A 22,715-nucleotide genomic window follows, 5' to 3' on the forward strand; every position below is an offset into this window, starting at 1 on the left:
CCGGCGCTTTATCGTCTACGAGTGTGGCGCCGATCACACCTGATGGTGAACCTGCCTCTCCCGGGGGCGGCGTCTTACCGGACGTGAGACGAAGCCTGGACGCGGCCGACGAGGGGGAACTCGTGCGCCGCATCGCCCGCGGCGACCGGCGGGCGTTCGACGAGCTGTACCGGCGGACCGCGCCATGGCTCGAGATCCGCCTGCGCCGCCGGTGCGCCGACCCCGACATGGTCGCCGACGTCCTGCAGGAGACCTACCTCGCCGTCTGGCGTGCCGCGGCCGGGTTCGCCGGCAAGGAGGTCCAGGGCAGTGCGGTCGGCTGGCTCTGGACGATCGCCGCGCACCGCCTGGTCGACGCCTTCCGTCGCCGTGCCCGGCAGGCCCGGGTGCCGCAGGCCGCCCTGCTCGAGACCGCCGCACCGGCCGCCGAGGACGAGGTGATGGCCGCCCGGATCGGCCAGGACCTGGAACAGGCCCTGATGACACTCACCCCCGAGGTCCGCCAGGTGCTGCGGGCCACGGTCCTCGACGGATTCTCGGTCCGCGAGGCCTCCGTCCTGCTGGGGATTCCCGAGAACACCGTCAAAACGCGGGTACGCCGTGCCCGGATCGCCCTGCGGGAGGCGCTGTCATGACCACCCACCCCAGCCTCACCGTGATCGACCGCTACGCCGGTGGGGACGCCACGCTCGACGAGGCCACCGTCTGGAGTCTCGAAGTGCACCTGGAGGACTGCGCGGACTGCCGCGCCCGCCTCGCCGGAAGCAGCACCGACGCCAGTCGTACCCTCATCTCCGCTGTCGCCGTCGAGCTGGACCGGGAGATCGCCGCCGGACCGGCACCCACCCGGCCGTTCCGGCTCTCGGCGGCCTGGCGGCGGGCCTTCATCGGGCCCCTGGCCCCCTGGATGCTGATGTCGCTCGGGGCCGTCGGCTGCGCGGCGCTGCTCACCCACGTCCAGTCGAGCTGGCCGTCGGTGGTGCTGCTGGTCGCGCCGCTGGCCCCGCTGCCCGGTGTGGCCGCGGCCTGGAACCGGCGCAGCGACCCGGCCTGGGAACTGGTCGCCGCCACTCCGGCCTCCGGTCTGACCATGCTGCTGCGGCGGTCCGCGGCCGTGCTGGTCGTGATCATCCCGGCGCTCGTGCTGGCCGGCGCGGGCACCGGCACGTCGCTGGCGCTGATGCTGCTGCCCTGCCTCGCGTTCACCGCGGCCACCCTCGTGCTGGGCAGCGCCGTCGGCATGCAGCGCGCCGCCGTCGGCCTGATGGCGGCCTGGACCGCCGCGGTGATCGCGCCCAGCCTGGCCCTCGCCGAGACGCCGGTGCTGCTGCGCCCGGACAGCGCCGGCGTCTGGGCCCTCGTCACCGTCACCCTGGCCGCCCTGGTGGCGGCCCGCTCCGACGCCTTCCGGCGTCTCCCCAGCCTCTGACCCTTCCTTCCCCTCTTCCCTGGAACCCAGGAGTTGATCATGCGTGCGGTGAGCACGAGCGAGACCACTGCGACCACGAACCCGTGGGCCGTGCACGCCGAGGACCTGCGGGTCCGCGCCGGACGGCACCTCGCCGTCGACGGCCTCGACCTGACCCTCGGCACCGGCGTGCACGGGCTGCTCGGACCCAACGGCGCCGGCAAGACCACCCTGATGCGGTCCCTGGCGACCGTGATCAAGCCGTCCGGCGGGCGTCTCACCCTGCTCGGCCAGGACGCCGGCGGCCACGGCGACCTGCGCGAGGTCCGCCGCAACCTGGGCTACCTGCCCCAGCAGTTCGGCTTCTACCCACGCTTCACCGTGCGCGAGTTCGTCGAATACATGGCCTGGCTCAAGGAGATGCCGAAAGCCGGCCTCGCCGCCGCGGTCCAGCGCGCCATCGACCGGGTCGGGCTGACCGCCAAGGCCGACGCCCGCCTCAAGACCCTCTCCGGCGGCATGCTGCGCCGCGCCGGCATCGCCCAGGCCGTCGTCAACGACCCCCGGCTGCTGCTGCTCGACGAACCGACCGTCGGCCTCGACCCGGAACAGCGCCTCGAATTCCGCGAGCTGCTGCGCGACCTCGGCACCGACAGCTGCGTACTCGTCTCCACCCACCTGGTCGAGGACGTGGTGGCCGCCTGCACCGAGGTGGTGCTGGTCAACGAAGGTCGCCTGCTGCACCGGGGCACCCCGGACTCGCTGATCGCCGAAGGCGACGACCGCGACCCGGGCGACAGCCCGGCCGAACGGGGCTACTCCGCGATCCTGCGCAAGCACCGCACGGCGGTGGCCCGATGAGCCGCATCCTGGGCATCGAACTGCGCCGCTCGGCGGCCCTCGGAACCCTCGCGATCCTGCTGACCATCGCCGCCGTCATGCTCTACTCCGCCACCCAGGGCTGGTCCGAGGGCTGGAACGGGCTGTCCCTCGCCATCCGCGACAACCTGATGCTGATCTGGCCGCTCGCCCTGGCCGCCGGAGCCTGGCAGGGCCGCCGCGAACACCGGGCCGGCGTCGGCGAACTGTTCACCACGGTGCCCCGCCCGTACGCCCGCCGGATGCTCCCGGTCCTGATCGCGATGAGCGTCGCCGCCGTGACGGCGTACGTGCTCACCATCGCCGTCGCCGCGCCGTGGATCGCCGGGTCGTCGTCGTACCTGCCGGCCGAGGCCGTGGTGGCCACCCTGGTCGGCGTCCTCGCCCTGGTCGCCGCGGTCGCCCTCGGCCTCGGCGTGGGCCGGCTGCTGCCGTACCTGGCGACCGCGCCCGCCCTGGCGGTGGCCGCCGCCGCGTACGTGCTGTTCGGACTCTTCCGCTTCACCGGCGAGCTGGCCTGGATCGGGGCCGCCCTCACCCCGCTCTCCGGGATCTTCCAGATGTACGACTTCCAGGTCGTCGACCTGCGGGTCAGCGCCGCCCAGGCGGTCGCCATGCTCGCCCTCGCGGTCACCGGCGGGATCCTGTTCCTGATCCGGGGACGGCTCGCCCTGGTCGCCCTGATCCCGCTGATCCTCGGCACCGGGCTGGCCCTCGCCGTCGTCCCCACCGACGAGGACATCCTCGACGGGCCGATCGACCCGGCCGCCCAGGCGCTGGTCTGCACCGACGACGCGCCGAAGGTGTGCGTCAGCCGGGTACACGCCGGAGTGCTCGACGACCTGGTCCCGCACGCCCGCAAAGCCGTGGAACTGCTGTCCCGCCTGCCGCAGGCGCCGGCCACCGTCGCCGAGGACACCCACATCTACACCGAACTGGAGACCCCGCGGCCCCGTGCCGACACGCTGACGGTCCAGATCGAGATCGACAAGCGGGGCGGTCTGGCGTACCCGGGGTCGCTGCTGCCGATGATGCTGGACGGCGCCGGCGTCAGCACGGTGGCCTGCGGCGGGAGCCAGGGCACGGCGGTGGCCCGGGCGGCCGCGTTCTACCTGCTCGGGCAGGAGCCGCTGTCGGCCGAGAAGTACGTCCCCCACACGACCTACGAGAGCCCGGAGGCCAACGAGGAGGCCGTGAAACTCTGGAAGGGCCTGCGCGCCCTGCCCGAGGCCGACGCCCTCGCCAAGGTGGGCGCGGTCCGCACCGCCTCGCTGGCCTGCCAGGACACCGACGGCCTGCTGTCATGATCCTCTACCTCCGGTCGCGGCAGGTGCCGGCGGCCTGCGCGGCGGCGGCCGGCCTGGCCGCGGTCATGTGGACCCTCTGGCTGACCCTCTCCCGGGAGACGACCGCCGACCTGTTCCTGGTCGTGCTGACCGTCCTGCTGATGGTCGCCCTGCTGACGGTGACCCTGGCCGGCCCGGACGGCGACCTGGACCGCACCGCCGCCCTGCGCTGGCCGCCCCGCCGGGCAGCCCACCTGCTCGCCGCCCTCGCCCTGATCACCGGCATCCTGGCGGCGACCCGGCTGACCGGCGCCGCCTTCGCACCGACCGCGGTGGTGCTGCGCGACGCCGCCGGGCTGCTCGGCCTGACCGCCCTCGGCGCCGCCACGATCGGCGTGGCCAAGTCCTGGTTCGCGCCGCTGGGCTGGACCCTGGCCGCGATCCTGTTCCGCCAGGAGAACGACACCGTGGGCGAGATCCTCACCTGGCAGTCCCAGCAGGCCGGCAGCCGTCCGGCCGCCCTCACCGCTCTCGCGCTCGCCCTGACCGGCCTGGTCGCCTACGCCATCGCCGGCCCCGCCACCCGCACCACCTGAACCACCCGGCGGGCGTCATCGGCCGCGGGTGTCGGTCTGTTTCGGGTGTCCCGCGCCGGCTCGTGTGATCCATAGCGTGCGGGTGTCGTCGTCGATGGCATACCAGATGCGGCCGGCGCCGGTCACCTCGTATTGCCACTGCTCGAGGGTTGCCCCGCCGACCTTGACAACGCCGAGCTGTCCTTTCAGGGGGTGCTGGCGCTGGTCGACGTGGCGGGGTCGCCGGTCAAGGCGGTCCAGGCCCGGTCGAGGTTGTCCGGCACCGCGGCCAGCAGTCGCTGCCAGCCCTGGTGTGCCTGGCGGTCCGCTGCCCGCACGGTCCACGGCCGGGGGCGGGGGATCTCCGCGCCGCGTCCGCTCATGCGAGGTCTCCGCCGGGCCGGTCGATGACGGGACCGTCGCCGTCGAACGGGCCCTGCAGGTCGCGGGCGAGCTGCGGGTCGGACCACGCCTCGGCGGTGGACCGCCACGAGGCGAGGTTGCGGGCGAAGGGGACGAGGAGTCCCGTGTCGGCTCCGGCCATCAGGTCCGCGAGCAGCTCGCGGACGCACGTGACGCGATCCTCGGCCGGGAGCCAGGTCAGCCAGGGCAGTTCCTCGGCGAATGCTTCCTCGGCCAGGTCGCGGTGGCGGCGGGCGAGGATGGACAGCGATCGCGCCGCGAAGCGGAGGCCGGTGGCCGTGGCCTCGAATCGCTCCGCCCGGGTGAGGATGAGGTTCTCCTCGTCGCGTCGCTCGAGGATGACGTCGGCGTCGGTGAGCGACGGCAGGACCTGCGAAGGCCCTCGGAGGAACGAGCTGTAGGAAAAGCTCTGCACGGACATGCACCAAGTCTATCTGAACTAGTTCAGATAGAGAGGGTCCTGGAGCGTGTCCGTCATCCGTCGGACACGGGAGCGTCACGGAAGGCGGGCGACATAGTACTGTCCGTTGCATGGGTGAAGATCGATCTCTGATGGTGCAGGGGACGCCACCCGCGGTGCACTACGACGAGGAGGAACGGCCTGCCCGGGAGCTGTCCGGGTGGGCCGGCCGGCTCGTCGCCGGCGTCGCGTTCGGGATCGCGCTGCTCGTGCTCTGGCAGGTGTTCCGGCCGCTCGCCCGGGGCAGCCAGTTCTACCTGATCATCTTTCTGGCCGGGACGCTGCCGCTGGTCTTCCTCGCGTACCGGGCGCGGGCCGGCCGTGACGAGAAGCCCGGCTGGCCGGACCGGATCCTGGCGGTGGCGGCTCTCGCCGTCTGCCTCTACCCGGTGGTCACCGGCTACGACGCGTTCCTCGACCGGCAGGCTCTGCTCGCGCCCGCCGACATCGCGTTCGGGGCGGTGCTGCTGGTCATGGTGATCGAGGCGGCGCGGCGTACCACCGGCCTTGCTCTTCCGATCGTCTGTCTCGCTTTTCTGGGGTACGCCTACTACGGCGGCCTGCTGCCCCAGAGCTGGCCGGTCGCGCACGCCGGACTCGATTTCGCCCAGATCGTCGACGCGCTCTACAACTCGGGAAGCGGGTTCTACGGGACGCCGCTCGACGTCGCCGCCAGCTACATCGTGCTGTTCACCATCTACGGTGCGGTGCTCGACCTCTCCGGGGCCAGCCGGTTCTTCGTCGACCTGTCGGTGGCCGCGTTCCGGCGGTCGCGCAGCGCGGCCGGGCGCACCGCGGTGGCCGCCGGTTTCCTGCTCGGCACGGTCTCCGGGTCGGGCACCGCGACCGCGGTCAGCGTCGGCGCGGTGACCTGGCCGATGCTGCGGCGGGCCGGGTATCCGCCGGAGCAGGCCGGCGGGATGCTCGCCGCCGCGGGTGTCGGCGCCATCCTGTCGCCGCCCACGCTCGGCGCCGCCGCGTTCATCGTCGCCGAATACCTCAACGTGTCCTATCTGACCGTCCTCGGCTGGGCGACGATCCCGACCCTGCTGTACTACCTGGGCATCCTGCTCGCCGTCGAGATCGACGTGCGGCGGCACGGTGTGCGGGCGGTGGAGGCGCCGCAGGTGAGCGCGGGGCGGCTGCTCCTGCGGTACGGCTACCACTTCTCCTCGCTGATCCTGATCGTGGTGCTGCTCGCGCTGGGGCAGAGCGCCACCCGGGCCGTCGTGTACGCCACGATCCTCGCCGCGGCACTGTCGTTCCTGGACTCCGGCACCCGGCTCACCCCGCGGCGGGCGTTCACCGCCCTCGCCGCCGGTGTCCGCGGCGTGCTCCCGGTGGTGGCCGTCTGCGCCGCCGCCGGCGTGATCACCGCGACGACCACCAAGACCGGCCTCGGCGCTCAGCTGGCGTCGCTGCTGGTCAACGGCGCGCGGGCGATCTCCGACGAGCCGGGCGTGGTGCTGGCGCTGACCGTCGTGCTGGCCGCCGTCGCGCTCGCCCTGCTCGGGCTGGCCGTGCCGGTGACCGCCAGCTTCATCATCGGCTGGGTGATCATCGGGCCGGCGTTGCTGGCGCTCGGGGTGCCCGCCCCGGCCGCGGCGATGTTCGTCTTCTACTACTCGGTGCTCTCCGAGGTCACCCCGCCGACCGCGCTCGCCGCCGTCGGCGCCGCCGCGATCACCGGTGGCCGGGCGGTACCCACCATGTGGCAGGCCCTGAAATACGCGCTGCCCGCCTTCCTCGCCCCGATCGCCTTCGTGCTGACCGCCAACGGCGAACACCTGCTGGCCCGCGGCCCGGCCCTCGGTGTGCTGTGGACGTCGCTGGCCGCCGCGGTGGCGGTGGCCGCGCTGGCGGTGGCGACCGGAGCCTGGGTGCCGGGGGTGGGCCCGGCCGGGCCGGCCAGCCGGGTGCTCGCCGCCGTGGCGGGACTGCTGCTGCTCTACCTGGAGCCGGTCGTGATCGCCGCGGGGGCGGTCGCGCTGCTGTCGGCCGTACTCATCACGATCATCAAGAAACCCACGGAGAGGGACCGGAGACCGGCATGAGAAGGCTTGTGGGCACCACCCTGGTCGGCGCGCTCGCGGTCGCCGCCGGCGGCTGTGGAGGGCGACAGGACAGCGCCGCGACCGACGCCGGCGGCGAGGTGACCTGCCAGGTCACCACGGCCACCCGGGTCGGTATCGCGACCGGCAACAGCACCGGCGTCTATTTCGCGGTGGGTAACGCGTACGCGGAGCAGATCAACGCGGCGGGCGGGAAGGTGCAGGCGACCGCCGCCGAGACCGGTGCCTCCGTGCAGAACATCCAGCAGTTGGTCGCCGGCACCTACGACGTGGCGTTCTCGCTCGCCGACACGGCCGCCGACGCGGTCGGCGGGACCGGCGCGTTCGCCGCGACGCAGCCGGTCGCGGCGCTGGCCCGGATCCACACCAACTACACGCAGGTGATCGTCCGCAAAGCCGCCGGGATCAAGGACGTAGCCGGGATGCGGGGCAAGCGGGTGTCGACCGGCTCGCCCAAGTCCGGCACCGAGGTGATCGCCAACCGGGTGCTGACCGCGGCCGGCCTCGACCCGGCAGCCGACGTGCAGGCGCAGAAGCTGGACCTGACCAAGACGGTCGACGGGATGAAGGAGGGCACGATCGACGCGCTCTTCTGGTCCGGCGGCCTGCCCACCCCCGGCATCACCGACCTGCTGACCACGTCCCGGGACGCGGTCGAGTTCCTGAGCATCACGCCGCTGCTCCCCGCGATGCAGAAGATCAACCCGGTGTACGTGGAGGGCGTGATCCCGGCCGCCGCCTACGGAACCCCGTCCGACATCACCACGATCATCGTGCCGAACGTGCTGCTGGTCCGGCAGGACCTCGACCCGAACGTCGCGTGTGTGCTGACGAAGACGCTGTTCGACCGGCAGCCGCAGCTCGCCCAGGCCAACGCGGCGGCCGCGGAGATCTCGGTGGAGAACTCCCGCCTGACCGATCCGGTGCCGCTGCACCGGGGCGCGGTGAAGGCCCTCGACGATCTGGGGGCGCCGCAGTAGCGAGGTGATGGCAGGGGCGGCGGCGGGCCGCCCGGCGTTTCGTGTGAACCAGACAGTGACCGTTCGGGTACACCGGGTAGACAGCTGTTCCGTGCAGGGGAGACCGGGATGATCGCCGTGACCCACCCGCAGATCCGCACCGCCCGCCGCCGCCTCCGACCGTCCGCCCGTCTCGTGGCGGCCACCTTCCTCGTCGTCAACGTCGCCGCCGTCCACCTGCTGTTCGTCCTGGCCGGCCCGGCGAACAACACGTTCGGGTCACTGGGCCGGCTCCTCGGCCTGTACCTGGCGTTCGCCCTCGCCGTCCAGCTCCTGCTGATCGCCCGCCTCCCGTTGCTCGACCGGGGCATCGGCATGGACCGGCTCACCGGCTGGCACCGCTGGACCGGCTTCGTGATCTTCTGGTGCGCCGTCCTGCACCCCACGTTCGTGATCCTCGGGTTCGCCCGCTACGACGGCGTCCCGTTCCTCCGCACCGCCCTGACCCTCTTCGGTCAGCTGCCGGTGCTACTCGGACTGATCGCGGCCGGCCTGATCGTGCTGATCGTGGCACTGTCGGTCCGGATCGCCCGGCGTCGCCTCTCCTACGAGACCTGGCACGCCGTCCACCTGCTGATGTACGCCGTGGTCACCCTCGGCGTGATCCACCAGGTGTACGAGGGCACCGCCTTCACCGTCACCGTCGGGGCACAGGTCTACTGGTGGGGGCTGTGGGCGTTCGCCGTCGGCGCCCTGGTCACCGGCCGCCTGATCGTCCCGCTGGCCCGCAACGCCCGCCACCGGCTGCGGGTCGCCGCGGTGGTGCCGGAGGCCGACGACGTGGTGTCGGTCCACGTCACCGGCCGTGACCTGCACCGGCTCGACGTGCGGGCGGGCCAGTTCTTCCTGTGGCGGTTCCCCGGCCACAACCGGTGGTGGCAGGTCAACCCGTTCTCGCTGTCGGCCGCCCCGAACGGCCGGTCGCTGCGCCTGACCGCGAAGGGCATCGGCACGACCAGCGCGGGCCTGCGTGACCTGCCGGTCGGCGCGAAGGTGTTCGCCGAGGGACCGTACGGCGCGTTCACCCTGGACCACCGCCGCGGCACGGGCACGCTGCTGATCGCCGGCGGCATCGGGATCACCCCGATCCGCTCCCTGCTGGAGGACCCGGCACTCGGGCCCGACGCGGTGGTGATCTATCGGGTGCGCCGGGCCGCGGACGCCGTCCTGCTGGGCGAGCTGCGCAACCTGGCCCGCGCGAACGGCGCCCGGCTGCACCTGCTGACCGGCCGCACGGGCGGCGCGAACCAGCCGTTCCTCCCCGCCAACCTGCAGAAACTCGTCCCGGACGTGACGTCGCGGGACGTCTTCGTCTGCGGTCCGGCGCCGTTGACCACGGCGGTCCTGGACTGTCTGCGCAAACTCAAGGTCCCGCCCCGCCAGATCCACGCCGAACTCTTCCGCCTCGCCGCCTGACCCCCCGGGGGTCGCATCATCGGTTGCCGTAGTGGTACTTACACGCGGCGATCTCGACGTCACCGTTCTTGATTCGATAGTGGGGCCGGTGTTCCTGGTCGATCCGCCGTGATCATCGGCCGGACAATTCACTACGAAGCGATTCGGGCTTGCCGATGCCTTCGTAACCGTCGCGCATGACATCCGCAATCAGATCGTTGATGCGCTTGATCAGTTTCCACGGGAAGTGCAGAAAACTGTACTTCACGACTTCGGCCTTCCGGCCGTTCACCGGCTAGACACCTAATCGCAGTCAGGGTCTGCCTCTGTGTTGATTTGGGGTGTCCAGTGCGCCCGTATTCACCACACCGGCAGGGGTGTGTTGATTTGGGGTGTCCAGTGCGCCCGTATTCACCACACCGCCACGGGTGTGGTGACTTCGGGCGTCCAGTGCGCCCGAAATCACCACGCGGATGGGCTTCGCACCCTGACCACGAAACGTGTCTAGGTGGGGATGTCGTGGACTTCGAGGAGTCGGGTGGTGGGGGCGGCGTCGCCCGCGGCCGCGCGCAGGGCCAGCCGATCCGGATCGGTCATGAAGGCGTCCAGGCCGGCGCGCCGAAGGAAGCTGATCACGTGAACCTCGGTGGCGCCGGTGACATCGCGGGTGCGGCGTTGCAGGGTGCCGCCGTGGCGGGGGAGCAGGGCCAGCACGGCGTCCTCGTAACGCCGGCCGGCCTCGGCGTGACCCTCGGCCATCTCCACCACGGCGACCAGGAGCAGCTTGTCGGCGGTCATGGATGGATTATGCGGCACTGAGCAGGCGGCGCTCGGCCAGGGCGAGGAGCGTGTCGCTGAGTTTGCCGAGCACGGCCAGCAGGATGACGGCCAGCAGCATCACGTCGGTGCGCCCGGTGTTCTGGCTGTCGATCAGCAGGAAGCCCAGGCCCATCGAGGAGGCGATCAGCTCGGCGGCGACCAGGAACAGCCAGCCCTGGGCCAGGCCCAGCCGCAGGCCGGAGAGGATCGCCGGGGTGGCGGCCGGGACCAGGATCGTGGTGAGCAGGCTCAGGCCGGATCGTCCGTAGGCGCGGCCCACCTCGATCAGGTGCGGGTCGATGTGGGCGAGTGCCGCCGCGACCGTGGTGTAGACCGGGAAGAACGCGCCGATCGCCACCAGAACGATCTTCGGGGTTTCGCCGATGCCCAGCCAGAGCAGCAGCAGCGGCACCCAGGCCAGCGACGGCACGGCCCGGATCGCCTGCACGGTGGGGGAGAGGACCGCACCGGCCGTGCGGGAGAGGCCCACCAGGCTGCCCAGGGCCAGGCCGAGCGCGGAACCGGCCGCGAAGCCGATCAGTACACGCTGGGTGCTGATCGCCAGGTGGTGCCAGAGTTCGCCGCGGCGGATCAGTTCGGCGAGGGCGGCCAGCACCTCGCCCGGGGGCGGGAGTTGTGCGGGCGACCAGATGCCGCTGCCCGCCGCCAGGTGCCAGGCGGCGAGCAGGACGATCGGGAGGACGGCGCCCAGGGCGGGGGTCGTCCGGGTCCGCAGGAGGGTCGTCACGAGACGCTGCGGGCGGTGGCGTACTTCGGTTCGAACAGGGTGTCGATCGCGGCGCGCGCGTCCGCCTCGCTCTTCACGTTCGCGTCGGCGACCAGGACCGGCAGGATCTTTTCGAACACCGCGCGCTGGGCCGCGCCGGGGACGGGATCGACATCGATTTTTGTACGCTCCGTGAGCACCGCGGTCGCCACCTGCTCGGAGATCTTCGCCTCGCGGGCGTACAGGGCGACCGCCTCCGCCGGATTGTCCTTGATCCACTGGCGGGCCTTCTCGTAGGCGTTCACCACCGCCTGGGCGAGGTCGGGGTGCTCCGCCAGGAACGCCTCCCGCGCGTTGAGCACGCCGTACGAGTTGAACGCCACGTTGCGGTAGATCAGCTTCGACCCGGCGTCCCGCTCGGACGTGGCCATCAGCGGGTCGAGTCCGGCCCAGGCGTCCACGTCGCCGCGTTCCAGGGCGGTCTTCCCGTCGGCGTGCTGCAGGTTGGTGACGGTGATGTCGCCGGGTTTCAGTCCCGCCTCGTCCAGGGCCTGGAGTAGGAAGAAGTACGGGTCGGTGCCCTTGGTCGCGGCCACCTTCGTGCCCTTGAGCGCCGCGACGCCGGTGATCGGGGAGTCCTTCGGCACCACGATGGCCGCCCATTCCGGCTGGCTGAAGACCTCGATCGTCTTGATCGGCGCGCCGTTGGCCCGGGCCACGAGAGCGGCCGCACCGGCGGTGGAGCCGACGTCGATCGCCTCCGCGCGCAGCGCCTCGTTGGCCTTGTTGCTGCCGGCCGACAGCTGCCAGCTGACCGTGACGCCCTTCGGCTGCAGCTCGTTCTCCAGCCATTTCTGTTCGCGCAGGACGAGGCTGGCCGGGTTGTAGTACGCGTAGTCCAGCCGCAGCGCGACGGCGTCCCCGCCGCCGGGTGCCTCGGCAGGGCTGTCCTCGCCCTGAACACAACCGGTCAGCAGTGCGGTGCTGACCGCCGCCGCGACCACCGCGCGCATGATCCTCATCTCGGGGTGCTTCCTTCCAGATCGGTGTGTACGCCGAGGTCGGCGAGGATGTCGGCGCGTCGTGCGGCGAGTCCGGCGTCGCCCCGGTCGCGGGGCCGCCCGCCCGGCACGTCCCGGATCCACCGCACGGTCGACGCGCCGGAGGAGAGCAGGCCGGAGGCGTCCGTCCCGGAGGAGAGCGGGCCGGAGGCGTCCGTCCCGGAGGAGAGCGCCCCGGAGGTGGGGGAGAGCGCGGCGGCCGGGGAGGGCGCGGGCGTGCCGAGGAGGACGATGCGGTCGGCCAGGTGCAGGGCCTCGTCGACGTCGTGGGTCACCAGCAGCACGGTCGTTCCGGCCGCACGCTGCACCTCGGCCAGCAGGTCCTGCATGCGCAACCGGGTCAGGGCGTCCAGCGCCGCGAACGGCTCGTCGAGCAGCAGGACACCCGGTCGCCGGGCCAGTGCCCGGGCCAGGGCGGCGCGCTGGGCCATGCCGCCGGAGACCTGGCGCGGCCGGTGGTGGGCGAACTCGGTCAGCCCGACGACGTCGAGCCACCGCGCGACCTCGCTGCGGGCCTGGTCGCGGGTGGTGCCGCGGGGCAGCCCGTACGCCACGTTGCCGGCCAGGGTCCGCCACGGCAGCAGGCGCGGCTCCTGGAACACCACCGCGCACCGGGGTTCGACGCCGGTGACCGCGCGACCGTCGACCCGGATGCTGCCGGTGGTCGGCGTGTCCAGCCCGGCGGCCAGGCGCAGCAGCGTCGACTTGCCGCACCCGGACGGCCCGAGCAGGGCGACCACCTCGCCGGCCGCCACCTCCAGGTCGACGCCGGACAGCACCGCCCGCCGCCGTCCGCCGGCGGTGAACTCCCGGCCGGCGCCGGAGATGCTCAGGGGTACGGCCGTCATGGCGCGCAGCGTACCCACAATTCCTATGTGTTTACTAGAGTCGAAGATCGACGACGGGAAAATCGCTGGCCGGGGCGGTCGCCGACGGTCATGATCGTCGGCATGAGTGCTCGGCTACGTGGAATCGCCAAGGAGACCGTCACCATCGTGGACCGCGGTGGCTACGACGGCGTCCGGATCGCGGACGAGGTGGCGCGTGCGGTTGCGGGCACCCGGTTGTACCTGCCGGACGACACGCTGCCCGAGCCGTCCGTGGTGGACGGACCGCCCGCGATCGAGGTGACCGGCGAGTCCAGCCTGGCCGCGGCGCGACGCCTCGGCGACGGCGTGGCCTGCCTCAACTTCGCCTCGGCCCGCAACCCCGGCGGTGGGTTCCTCAACGGCGCCCAGGCGCAGGAGGAGAGCCTGGCCCGCAGTTCGGCGTTGTACCCGTGCCTGCGGGCGGCCGGCGACTTCTACGCCCACCACCGGGCCGAGCCGAGCCTGCTCTACTCCGACCGGATCATCCACGCCCCCGACGTACCGGTGTTCCGGGACGATCGCGGTGCTCTGCTGACGGAGGCGTACCCCGTCTCGTTTCTGGTCTCGGCCGCGCCCAACCGCTCGGCGCTGGCCCGGCAGCAGCCCGAACTCCTCCCTCGGGTCCCGGAGGTTCTGGCCCGCAGGGCGGCCCGGGTGTTGCGGGTCGCCGGGGCGCACGGGCACCGCAAGCTGGTGCTCGGCGCGTGGGGCTGCGGCGTGTTCGGCAATGATCCAGCGATGGTCGCGGATGCCTTCGCCGGTGCGCTGAGCGTGAGTCCGTGGTTCGAGCGGGTCACGTTCGCGGTGATGGACCGCCGCGACGATGTCCGGAAGGCGTTCCGCGCCCGATTGTGCTGACGGCACTCCCGTGGGGCCCGGCGCCGGTAGGGTGAACGAGCGCCGGGGGGAGAACCATGACGACTGGTTCCGATGACGTGCTGGTCCGCTTCGGGCGATGGGCCCTGATCAAGGTCTGGTTCGGTGGCCTGGTCTCGGGCGCCTGGGCGCTCGGCCGGCACTACCACTGGCCCGAGGCCTTCCTGACGGCTGCCGCCGTGCTCGGCGCGGTCGCGCTCGCGCTGGTGGCGTCGTTCCTTCCGATCTGGACCCGGCAGCGGCCCAGTGGCATCCCGGTGGTCGACATCGGCCTGCGCGTCATGGTCTGGGGCGGCCTGGCGGTGTCGGTTCTCGCGCTCCTCGCGGCGATGCCCGCGATCGGCATGGTGGCCGGGGCGCTGCTGCTGAACGCGGCGGCCCGCACGTTCGGCGATCCGTTCCTGCCGCTGCTGCGCCGCCTCCGGATCCATCCGCCGGTGGTGCACCGGTCCTGGTCGGGCGCCCGGGACCGGCCGCGGCCCCGGCCGGAACGCGCTGGTGCCCCGCGGCGTCCGCGGGCCCGGGTGCGGCATCCGGAACCGGTGCCGCCCTCAGCGCAGCCGGTGCCCTCAGTGCAGCCGGTGCCCTCGGTGCCCTCGGCGCAGTCGGCGCGGGAGACGATGGAGCGCACCGTGCGCCTCACGCCGGAGGCGCCGCCCCGCCGGCCCTCACCGCGTCCGCAGAAACCGCCTGACCGCCGCGTCCGCAGAAACCGCCTGACCGGCGGCGCGACGTGATCAGGGACGCATTGGCTGGAAATAGGTATGCCGTCATACCTAATAATGGGTCGCATGAGCGATGACGACCAGACCGCGGTGGACCTGATGCTGCTGGCGCACCAGTTGCACCGGAGCCTCGACCGCCGGGCCCAGGTCGACTTCGCGCACCCCAAACCGCCGGAGCTGCACCTCGTGGCGCTCTGGCACGTGCACGAGAACCCGGGTTGCACGGTCCGGCAGCTCGCCGACGCGCTGCAGCTCAAACCGAACAACGCCAGCGCCCTGGTCACCGCGATGGTCAACGACGGCATGCTGCGCCGGGAACCGGACGCGGACGACCGCCGGGTGGTACGCCTGCACACGACCCCGCAGGCCGCCGGCCGGATGACCCAGGTGCAGGCGCTGTTCACCGGGTACGTGCTGGACGCCATGGCACGGCTCGACGCCCGCCAGCGGACGGCCATCCGGGCCGCGCTGCCGGCCCTCACGGAACTGTCGCGGCTGCTGCGCGACGGCGGTCACTGAGCTTTCACCCGTACCCTCCCCGGGCTTTCCACCAGATGGAGTAACGCATGACCGTGACCGAAATACATCAGAGCACGCCGGTGGCCGAAGGCCGCCGCGGCAAGCCCTGGTGGTCGTTGATCGCCGTCGCCTTCGGCCTCTTCATGGTCGGCCTGGACGGTAGCGTCGTCTCGATCGCCAACCCGGAGATCGGCCGGGATCTGGGCGCCAGCACGGCCGAGCTGCAGTGGGTGACCAATTCCTATCTGCTGGCGCTGGCCGCCGCGCTGATCCTGGGCGGCAAGCTCGGTGACCGTTTCGGACGGCGGCGCTACTACCTGATCGGCGTCGCCGGGTTCACCGTCGCGTCGGTGGCGATCGGGCTGGCCGGCTCGATCGAGGGCGTGATCGTCTTCCGGGCCGCGCAGGGTCTGTTCGGCGCCCTGCTGATGCCGAACACGCTGGGCATCCTCCGCTCGGTCTTCCCGCCGCACCGGTTCGGCATGGCGGTCGGCATCTGGGCGATGGTCTCGTCGGTGTCGACCGCGCTCGGGCCGATCGTCGGCGGACTTCTGGTCCAGCACGTCAACTGGGAGTCGGTCTTCTACATCAACGCGCCGATCGGTGTGCTGGCCCTGATCGTCAGCTCGCTGGTGCTGGCCGAGAGCAGGAACTCGACCGGTAAGCACCGCTTCGACGTGCCCGGCGTCGTGCTCCTCGCGGCCGGCCTGCTGGTCCTGGTCTTCGGCGTGGTCAAGGGCGAGACGTGGGGCTGGGGCTCGGCGGCGACCCTGGGCACCATCGCCGGTGGCCTGGCGATCCTGATCGTCTTCGGACTCTTCGAGAGTCGTCAGGAGCACCCGCTGCTGCCGATGCGGTTGTTCCGGAGCCCGGCGCTGACGATCGGCGCGATCATCACGTCGATCAACTTCTTCACGCTGCTCGGCTCGATCTTCTACATCATGCTCTACCTGCAGAACGTCCGCGGCTACACGCCGGTGACGGCCGGTGTGCTGACCCTGCCGCTGAGCCTGTCGTCGGTGGTGGCATCCCCGCTCGGCGCGGCGCTCACCGACCGTTTCGGCCCGCGGTTCACCATGCCGCTCGGCATGCTGCTGCAGGGTGCGGCGTCCTTCGGGCTGATGGCGCTGGGGACCGATTCCGGATACATCGCGATGTGGCCGTCCTTCGTCGGCCTGGGTCTCGGCGTCGGCATGGTGATGTCCGCGTCCTCCGAGGCGATCGTCGGCAACGCCCCGGTCAAGGACGCCGGGGTGGCCGGCGGACTGCAGGCCACCATGCTGCAGATCGGTGGCGCCCTCGGCACCTCGGTGCTGATTTCGATCATCGCGGGGCGGGTCGGCACGACGCTGACCGGCGAGCTGACCACCGCCGGCGTGCCGGCGCCGATGGCGCAGGGCCTCGTCGAGGCGAAGGACGCGGTGGCCATGGGAGTCGCCCCGGTCTCTGCCGAGATGACCGATTCTGTACGCGCTGCCGTCGTCCAGGGCGCGAGCGAGGCGTTCCTGAACGGCGTGCACACCGCGGCGCTGACCGCCGGCGTCCTGTGCCTGATCGGGGCACTCGTCGCGGCGACCGGGATCCGCCGGGTCACGCCCGCCGCATAGACGGATGATCCCCTCCGGCCCGGTAAGGCCACGCTTCCCGCTCAGCCGGACCGCCTCCGGTGCCGACGTGAGTAGTGCGGGACAGCAGGCACCGGAGGGGATCACGTCGTGACCACGATGACCAGGGAGACGGCCGCGGTCGCACCACGCGCCGCCGGCGGCCGGGGGCTCTGGGCCGACCTCAGCGTCAGCGTCAAGATCATGGTGGCGGTGTGTGTGGCCGCCGCCGTCGCGCTGCTGATCGGCGTGCTCGGGTTACGGGCCCTCGGGACGGCCAGCGACTCGGCCCAGTGGATCTACAAGAGCAACGTGGCGGCCACCGCCGCGCTGGGCGAACTCTCCACCGCGATGACCCAGACCCGGGTCGACCTGCTCAACCACGTCGTCTACCAGGACACCACCAGCAAGTCGAAGTACGCCGCCGCGTTCGAGGACGACCTGGACGAGGTCGACAAGGCCTTCGACGCGTACACCGGTGGCACCCCCGCCGCGTCCGCCGCAATGATCACCGACATGCGGGAGAACTGGGACGACTACGTGTCGATCGCCAAGCAGAAGTTGATCCCAGCCTCCGAGGCGAACAGCCTCGCCCTCTGGGCGAAGATCCGCACCGAGCAGGCGCAGCCGCTGGTCACCGTCGTCAAGGATCACCTCGGCGAGATGGGCGCGGCGGAGACCGCGGCCGCCGCCCGGGCCGCCGACGAGGCCCGCAGCAGCTACGAGCACAGCCGGATCGAGTCGGTGCTGCTGCTGGCCGCCGGTCTGCTCGCCGCCCTCGGACTCGGCATGATCGTGGCGAAGGGGATCGTCCGGTCGCTGGCCCGGGTCACCACCGTCTGCGAGGGCCTCGCCCAGGGCGACCTGACCCAGAGCGCCGGCCTGACCTCCCGCGACGAACCGGGCCGGATGGGCCGCGCCCTGGATGCGGCGATCCTGCGGCTGCGGGACGCGGTCGGCACCATCGGCGGATCGGCGGCCACCCTGGCGGGTGCTTCCGAGGAACTCTCCGCGGTCAGCACCCAGCTGCAGAGCGGCGCCACCGACGTGGCCGCCAAAGCCGGTGCGGCCAGCGCCGCCAGCGAGAACGTCAACACCGGCGTGCTGTCGATCGCGGCCGGCGCCGAACAGATGAGCGCCTCGATCACCGAGATCGCCTCGAACGCCGCCGACGCCGCCCGGGTCGCCCAGGAGGGCATGGCGGTCGCCGAGAAGACCAACAACCAGGTCGCCGAACTGGGTACGGCCAGCGCCGAGGTCGGCGACGTGGTCCGGTTGATCACGAGCATCGCCGAGCAGACCAACCTGCTCGCCCTGAACGCGACCATCGAGGCGGCCCGCGCCGGGGAACTGGGCAAGGGCTTCGCGGTGGTGGCCGGCGAGGTCAAGGAACTGGCGCAGCAGACCGCCAAGGCGACCGAGGAGATCACCGAACGGATCGGGGCCATCCAGGACTCGAGCAACTCGGCGGCCGCCGCGATCGGCGAGATCACCCAGGTGATCCAGCGGATCGGCGACTACACCACGACCATCGCGTCAGCGGTGGAACAACAGACCGCGACCACCGGCGAGATGAGCCGGTCGGTCGCCGACGCGGCCACCAGCAGCGGAAACGTGGCACGCACCGTATCCGGTGTCGCCGAGGTCGCGGCGGCGACCGCCGAGGGGGCGCGGGCCACCCAGCAGGCCGCCACCGACCTCACCCGGCTCGCCGGTGACCTGACCCTCCTGGTGAACGGGTTCCGGCACTGATGGACGCCCCCTACGGACTCACCCACCCGACGGTCGAGGACGCGCGCGACGCGGTGTTCCGGGTGCACGGCGCCGACGCGGCGTCGATCTGGGACACGCTGCTGCGAACCGCCGGGGTTACCTCCGCCGCAGCCGCCGAGGGTTCCGGCGCGGGCCCCGGATCGGTCGACACGTTCAGCCGGCTGCTCACGGTGATGGAGGCCGCCGACCCGGTGACCGGGCTCTGCGCGCTGGCGTTGCGGATCCGGCTCACCTCGTACACCCATCTCTCCGCGGCACACAGGAGTCTGACGTGAGGAGCGACCTGTTCACCCGGCTCGGCGAACCCGGCCGGATCAAGGAGATAGCCGGGTACGACCTGCACGACGCCGCCCTGCGGACCGGCCTGGACGAGCTGGCCCGGCGCAGCGCGAGTCTGCTGGAGGCGCCGGTGTCGCTGGTGTCGGTGCTGCTGGACAGCTCCGAGTTCATCCTCGGCTCGTACGGGGTGACCGGCTGGGTGGCCGAGGCGCAGGGGATACCGGCGGAGTGGGCGATGTGTACGCACACGGTGCTGGAGGGCACGCCGTACTGCGTGTCGGACGGCTGGGAGGACCCGCGGCACGCGGACAACCCGTTCCTGGAGATGACCCGGCTGCGCAGCTATCTCGGGGTGCCGCTGGTCGGCGAGGGCGGGCACAACCTGGGCGCGCACTGCGTGATCGACTCCCGCCGGCGAATGTTCACCGATGTGGACACGGCCCTTCTGACCGACGCGGCGGAGAAGGCGATGCGGCTGCTCGAGGCACATCGACTCTGAGCTGATCCTCCTGGTGGAGGGGGCGATGCGGCTGCTTCGATCCGGGTCGATCGGTGTCGCGGAGGGGGCGATGCGGTTGCTCGGATCCGGGTCGATCGGTGCCGCGGAGAGGGTGATGCGGCTGCTCCGGGCGCATCGGTGCGGAAAAGTGTCGTACCCCGGCGGCATCATCGGTCCATGGGAGAACCAGCGACACCGATCCGCAGGCGGCTCGAGCTGACCGTGGCCGAGGCGCGCCTGCGATTCCAGCAACTGGTCCGGGTCACCGGGCTCACCAACCAGGTCACCGTGATCGTCGACGGCGGGCGGCCGATCGCCGCCATCGTTCCGGTCGGTGACGTCGCCGACTTCGAGTCCGGCCCGCGATCCGGTGCGGTCCCATCCGGCCGCCCGAGCCCGCCGTCCGCTCCACCCGCACGCCCGGGGGCCGCGTCCTCTGCGGGCGCGCCGCATTCCCGTTCCTCGTCGGCGCCGGAGTCCCGGCCGTTGTCGGCGCCGCATTCCCGCTCCTTGTCGGCGCCGGAGTCCCGGCCGTTGTCGGCGCCGCCTGTCCGTCCGGCGGCTCCGCCCGCGCCGGCGGCCTCGTCGGCGGGCTGGTTGCAGCGGATCGAGCGGGTGCGGGAGGACGTCCGGCGGCAGCACGCCGGACGGATCCGCGAGCTGTCCGGTGCCCTCGAGGAGGCGTGGCGGCTGATCGACGCGACCCGCCCGCCGGGCACCGACCGGGCGGCGGACACCCTGCGTGCGGCGCACGCCGACCTGCGCCGAGCCGGGTGATCATTCACCACGGGTCCGATGGGGATGAGGATAGGATCGGACGATGGCTGGACAGCTCGACCTGTTCGTTCCGGGGGTGGTCTACCTCGACGTCATCTTCACCGGGCTCCGTGAGCTGCCACAGCCCGGCGCCGAGGTGTGGGCGTCGGGGATGGGCTCGTGTCCCGGCGGCGTGGCCAACCTGGCGGTCGCGGCGAGCCGGCTCGGCCTGCACACGGGTCTCGGCACGGCGCTGAGTTCGGACGCCTACGGCGAGTTCTGCCACCAGGTGCTCAGCCGGCAGGAGGGCATCGACCTGTCCGCCTCGATCCGGGTCGACGACTGGCACTCGCCGGTGACCGTCAGCCTGGCCTACGGGCGGGACCGCAGCATGATCACCCACGGGCATCCGCTGCCGGCTGGACCGGACGGTCTGGTCAACGGCCTGCCGCAGGCCCGCGGGGCGGCGGTCAGCCTGGGCGGCCCGAGTCTCGGCTGGCTGCCCGAGGCGCGCGCCGCCGGCACCCTGATCTTCGCGGACGTGGGGTGGGACGAGACCGAGCAGTGGTCCTGCGACGTGCTGGCCGCGCTCGCCGACTGTCACGCGTTCCTGCCCAACGCCGTCGAGGCGATGCGCTACACCCGCACCGACGAGCCCGGCCAGGCCCTGGAGAAACTCTCCGCCATGGCACCGGTCGTGGTCGTCACGTGCGGTGGCGACGGTGCCCTGGCGATCGACGCGACCACCGGCGAGCGGGCCGACGTGCCGGTCGTGCCGGTGCAGGCACTCGACCCGACCGGCGCCGGTGACGTCTTCACCGCCGGCTTCATCACCGGCACGCTGGGCGGCTGGCCGTTGGCCGAGCGGGTCGCCTTCGCCAACCTGGTCGCCGCCCTGTCCGTGCAGCACTTCGGCGGTTCACTGTCGGCGCCCGGCTGGGGCGACATCGCCGACTGGTGGCAGGAGACCCGGCGGACCGCCACGGCACACCACGACGACTCCGCCGAGGCGCAGCTGGCCCGCCGTTACGGCTTCCTCGACGACGTGATCCCACCCGGGCGGCGCACCGCGGTGCACCGGGCCACCGCCACCATCGCCCGGCTCTCCGACGCAGGGAACGACCACTGAGCCCGGTTTCTCAACGCCGGGTTCGACCGCTGAGCCCGGTTCTTCAACGCCGGGTTCGACCGCTGAGCCCGGTTTCTCAACGCCGGGTTCGACCGCTGAGTCCGGCTTTTCGGTGCCGGCACGACCACTGAGGACACCATGCGTCTGACCATCCTGGGCGGCGGCGGTTTCCGGGTTCCGCTCGTCTACCGGGCACTGCTCGCCGACCACCGCACCGGCATCACCGAGGTGGCCCTGCACGACGTCGACGCCGGCCGGCTGTCCGCGATCGGCGGGGTGCTGACCGCGCTGGCCCGCGACGTGCCGTCCGCCCCGGCGATCGTGACCACCACCGACCTCGACACCGCCGTGACCGGGGCGTCCTTCGTGTTCAGTGCGATCCGGGTGGGCGGCCTGGCCGGACGGGTCGCGGACGAGCACGTGGCGTTGCGGGCCGGTGTGCTCGGGCAGGAGACGGTGGGTGCGGGCGGTCTCGCGTACGGACTCCGGACGCTGCCTGTCGCCGTGCACGTGGCCGAGCGGATCGCGGAGCTGGCGCCGCAAGCCTGGACGATCAACTTCACCAATCCGGCCGGTCTGGTGACCGAGGCGATGGCGGCCCGCCTGGGTGACCGGGTGATCGGCATCTGCGACTCGCCGTCCGGGCTGGTCGACCGGGTGCTGCGGGTGCTCGGGGTGACGGCCGATCAGGTGCGGGTCGACTACGCCGGGCTCAACCACCTGGGCTGGCTCTACGGCGTGCATCCCCGCGACGGCGGGCCCGACCTGCTGCCCGGGCTGCTCGCCGACAAGGCACGGTTGGAGACGATCGAGGAGGGCCGGCTCTTCGGTGCGGACTTCCTGCGTGAGCTCGGCGCGGTGCCCAACGAGTACCTGCACTACTACTACGACCCGGAGGGCACGCTGGCCGCGGTCCGTGACGCCCCGCAGACCCGGGGTGCGTTCCTGCTCGGCCAGCAGCGGCGGTGCTACGCCGAGATGCTCGCCGGCGACCCGCTCGAGGCGTGGCTGGCGGCGTGGCGGGAGCGCGAGGCCACCTACATGGCGGAGAACCGCGAGCTTGCCGGCGCTGGCGAGCGGGAGCACGACGAGTCACGTCCGGCGGGCTACGAGGGGGTGGCGCTGGCGGTGATGCGGGCGCTGGCCCACGACGAGCCGGCGACGCTGATCCTCAACGTCCGTAACCGTCGTGCGCTGGGCGAGAGCGACCGCGGTGACCTGGGCGAGGACGTGGGCGTTCGCGGCGGCGGCGTGCTGGGCGGGGGCGTGCTCGACGACGACGCGGTCGTCGAGGTGCCGTGCACGGTGGACGCCCGGGGTGCGACGCCCCTGGCCATCGCACCGCTGCCGGAGCACGGCCGGGAACTGGTCCGGGCGGTCAAGACCGCCGAGCGGTGGGTCCTGCGGGCGGCTTCCACCCGGTCGCGCGATGCCGCGGTACGCGCGATGGCCGCACACCCGCTGGTCCGGTCCGAGGCGGTCGCGGACCGTCTCGTCGACGACTACCAGGCCGAGATCCCCGGCCTGGCCTACCTACGGTGACGGGGGCGCACATGACATTC

The 22,715-nt window shown here is 72.2% G+C and carries 24 protein-coding genes and 1 pseudogene; 18 read left to right on the forward strand and 7 right to left on the reverse strand.

Annotated features, from left to right (window positions below):
- Positions 1-83: 83 nt before the first annotated feature.
- Genes QSK32_RS01640 through QSK32_RS01660 form a run of 5 tightly spaced genes read left to right on the forward strand, consistent with a single transcriptional unit; the run spans position 84 to position 4,169 of the window.
- The gene (locus QSK32_RS01640) at positions 84-635 is read left to right on the forward strand and encodes an RNA polymerase sigma factor (RefSeq protein ID WP_285471020.1); all 552 of its coding nucleotides are present in this window, start codon (positions 84-86) and stop codon (positions 633-635) included.
- Complete coding sequence (locus tag QSK32_RS01645; RefSeq protein ID WP_285471021.1) at positions 632-1,429, forward strand: hypothetical protein; 798 nt, start codon at positions 632-634, stop codon at positions 1,427-1,429. Before QSK32_RS01640 ends, QSK32_RS01645 begins: the two co-directional genes overlap by 4 nt.
- 39 nt (positions 1,430-1,468) lie before the next feature.
- The gene (locus tag QSK32_RS01650) at positions 1,469-2,269 is read left to right on the forward strand and encodes an ABC transporter ATP-binding protein (RefSeq protein ID WP_045746778.1); all 801 of its coding nucleotides are present in this window, start codon (positions 1,469-1,471) and stop codon (positions 2,267-2,269) included.
- Positions 2,266-3,594, forward strand: coding sequence for a hypothetical protein (locus tag QSK32_RS01655; RefSeq protein ID WP_045746779.1), 1,329 nt, complete (start codon positions 2,266-2,268; stop codon positions 3,592-3,594). The genes QSK32_RS01650 and QSK32_RS01655 overlap by 4 nt, the downstream gene beginning before the upstream one ends.
- Positions 3,591-4,169 (forward strand): hypothetical protein, encoded by a 579-nt coding sequence (locus QSK32_RS01660; RefSeq protein WP_045746780.1) that lies wholly within the window; start codon positions 3,591-3,593, stop codon positions 4,167-4,169. Before QSK32_RS01655 ends, QSK32_RS01660 begins: the two co-directional genes overlap by 4 nt.
- A gap of 185 nt (positions 4,170-4,354) precedes the next feature.
- Here QSK32_RS01660 and QSK32_RS01665 read toward each other — a convergent pair whose 3' ends face one another.
- Both QSK32_RS01665 and QSK32_RS01670 read right to left on the reverse strand, forming a co-directional pair.
- Positions 4,355-4,531 carry a hypothetical protein gene (locus QSK32_RS01665; RefSeq protein ID WP_285471022.1) on the reverse strand — a complete coding sequence of 59 codons (177 nt, stop codon included), beginning with the start codon at positions 4,529-4,531 and terminating at the stop codon, positions 4,355-4,357.
- Entirely contained in the window at positions 4,528-4,992 is a 465-nt protein-coding gene (locus QSK32_RS01670) for a hypothetical protein (RefSeq protein ID WP_285471023.1), read from the reverse strand. Before QSK32_RS01670 ends, QSK32_RS01665 begins: the two co-directional genes overlap by 4 nt.
- Before the next feature lie 110 nt (positions 4,993-5,102).
- Here QSK32_RS01670 and QSK32_RS01675 point away from each other — a divergent pair, with 110 nt between their 5' ends.
- The 3 genes from QSK32_RS01675 to QSK32_RS01685 all read left to right on the forward strand — a co-directional run bounded on the left by QSK32_RS01675 (position 5,103) and on the right by QSK32_RS01685 (position 9,538).
- Entirely contained in the window at positions 5,103-7,085 is a 1,983-nt protein-coding gene (locus tag QSK32_RS01675) for a TRAP transporter permease (RefSeq protein ID WP_285471024.1), read from the forward strand.
- Positions 7,082-8,083, forward strand: a complete 1,002-nt coding sequence (locus tag QSK32_RS01680; RefSeq protein WP_285471025.1) for a TAXI family TRAP transporter solute-binding subunit — start codon at positions 7,082-7,084, stop codon at positions 8,081-8,083. Before QSK32_RS01675 ends, QSK32_RS01680 begins: the two co-directional genes overlap by 4 nt.
- A 108-nt stretch (positions 8,084-8,191) precedes the next feature.
- Positions 8,192-9,538 carry a ferredoxin reductase family protein gene (locus QSK32_RS01685; protein ID WP_285471026.1) on the forward strand — a complete coding sequence of 449 codons (1,347 nt, stop codon included), beginning with the start codon at positions 8,192-8,194 and terminating at the stop codon, positions 9,536-9,538.
- 16 nt (positions 9,539-9,554) lie between these two features.
- Here the strand turns inward: QSK32_RS01685 and QSK32_RS01690 are convergent.
- From QSK32_RS01690 to QSK32_RS01710, 5 genes and pseudogenes are all read right to left on the reverse strand, one after another.
- Positions 9,555-9,809: pseudogene (locus QSK32_RS01690) on the reverse strand (Txe/YoeB family addiction module toxin).
- A gap of 212 nt (positions 9,810-10,021) precedes the next feature.
- A complete protein-coding gene (locus QSK32_RS01695; protein WP_045746998.1) occupies positions 10,022-10,315 on the reverse strand; it encodes a hypothetical protein in 294 nt (97 codons plus the stop codon).
- A gap of 7 nt (positions 10,316-10,322) precedes the next feature.
- A complete protein-coding gene (locus QSK32_RS01700; protein WP_285471027.1) occupies positions 10,323-11,084 on the reverse strand; it encodes an ABC transporter permease in 762 nt (253 codons plus the stop codon).
- Positions 11,081-12,085 (reverse strand): aliphatic sulfonate ABC transporter substrate-binding protein, encoded by a 1,005-nt coding sequence (locus tag QSK32_RS01705; protein WP_285471028.1) that lies wholly within the window; start codon positions 12,083-12,085, stop codon positions 11,081-11,083. The genes QSK32_RS01700 and QSK32_RS01705 overlap by 4 nt, the downstream gene beginning before the upstream one ends.
- Positions 12,082-12,972: an ABC transporter ATP-binding protein gene (locus QSK32_RS01710; RefSeq protein ID WP_285471029.1), complete on the reverse strand. Its 891-nt coding sequence runs from the start codon at positions 12,970-12,972 to the stop codon at positions 12,082-12,084. Before QSK32_RS01710 ends, QSK32_RS01705 begins: the two co-directional genes overlap by 4 nt.
- Positions 12,973-13,074: 102 nt before the next feature.
- On the opposite strand from QSK32_RS01710, the gene QSK32_RS01715 reads away from it, so the two are divergent.
- From QSK32_RS01715 to QSK32_RS01760, 10 genes are all read left to right on the forward strand, one after another.
- Positions 13,075-13,851, forward strand: coding sequence for a TIGR02452 family protein (locus QSK32_RS01715; RefSeq protein ID WP_045747000.1), 777 nt, complete (start codon positions 13,075-13,077; stop codon positions 13,849-13,851).
- 56 nt (positions 13,852-13,907) lie between these two features.
- The gene (locus QSK32_RS01720; RefSeq protein WP_285471030.1) at positions 13,908-14,606 is read left to right on the forward strand and encodes a hypothetical protein; all 699 of its coding nucleotides are present in this window, start codon (positions 13,908-13,910) and stop codon (positions 14,604-14,606) included.
- A 54-nt stretch (positions 14,607-14,660) separates the two neighbouring features.
- The gene (locus QSK32_RS01725; RefSeq protein WP_052721102.1) at positions 14,661-15,113 is read left to right on the forward strand and encodes a MarR family winged helix-turn-helix transcriptional regulator; all 453 of its coding nucleotides are present in this window, start codon (positions 14,661-14,663) and stop codon (positions 15,111-15,113) included.
- Between the two features lie 47 nt (positions 15,114-15,160).
- Positions 15,161-16,720 (forward strand): MFS transporter, encoded by a 1,560-nt coding sequence (locus tag QSK32_RS01730; protein WP_285471031.1) that lies wholly within the window; start codon positions 15,161-15,163, stop codon positions 16,718-16,720.
- Positions 16,721-16,837: 117 nt separating this feature from the next.
- Positions 16,838-18,469, forward strand: a complete 1,632-nt coding sequence (locus QSK32_RS01735) for a methyl-accepting chemotaxis protein (RefSeq protein WP_285471332.1) — start codon at positions 16,838-16,840, stop codon at positions 18,467-18,469.
- Complete coding sequence (locus tag QSK32_RS01740; protein ID WP_285471032.1) at positions 18,469-18,765, forward strand: hypothetical protein; 297 nt, start codon at positions 18,469-18,471, stop codon at positions 18,763-18,765. The genes QSK32_RS01735 and QSK32_RS01740 overlap by 1 nt, the downstream gene beginning before the upstream one ends.
- The gene (locus tag QSK32_RS01745) at positions 18,762-19,268 is read left to right on the forward strand and encodes a GAF domain-containing protein (protein WP_045747005.1); all 507 of its coding nucleotides are present in this window, start codon (positions 18,762-18,764) and stop codon (positions 19,266-19,268) included. The genes QSK32_RS01740 and QSK32_RS01745 overlap by 4 nt, the downstream gene beginning before the upstream one ends.
- Positions 19,269-19,445: 177 nt before the next feature.
- Entirely contained in the window at positions 19,446-20,045 is a 600-nt protein-coding gene (locus QSK32_RS01750) for a hypothetical protein (protein ID WP_285471033.1), read from the forward strand.
- Positions 20,046-20,088: 43 nt separating this feature from the next.
- Positions 20,089-21,153: a PfkB family carbohydrate kinase gene (locus QSK32_RS01755; protein ID WP_045747007.1), complete on the forward strand. Its 1,065-nt coding sequence runs from the start codon at positions 20,089-20,091 to the stop codon at positions 21,151-21,153.
- 138 nt (positions 21,154-21,291) lie between these two features.
- Positions 21,292-22,695: a family 4 glycosyl hydrolase gene (locus tag QSK32_RS01760; RefSeq protein ID WP_045747008.1), complete on the forward strand. Its 1,404-nt coding sequence runs from the start codon at positions 21,292-21,294 to the stop codon at positions 22,693-22,695.
- The last annotated feature ends 20 nt before the right edge of the window (positions 22,696-22,715 follow it).

Origin of the sequence: Actinoplanes sp. NBRC 101535 (genome assembly GCF_030269225.1) — a bacterium.
Taxonomy (GTDB): domain Bacteria; phylum Actinomycetota; class Actinomycetes; order Mycobacteriales; family Micromonosporaceae; genus Actinoplanes; species Actinoplanes rectilineatus.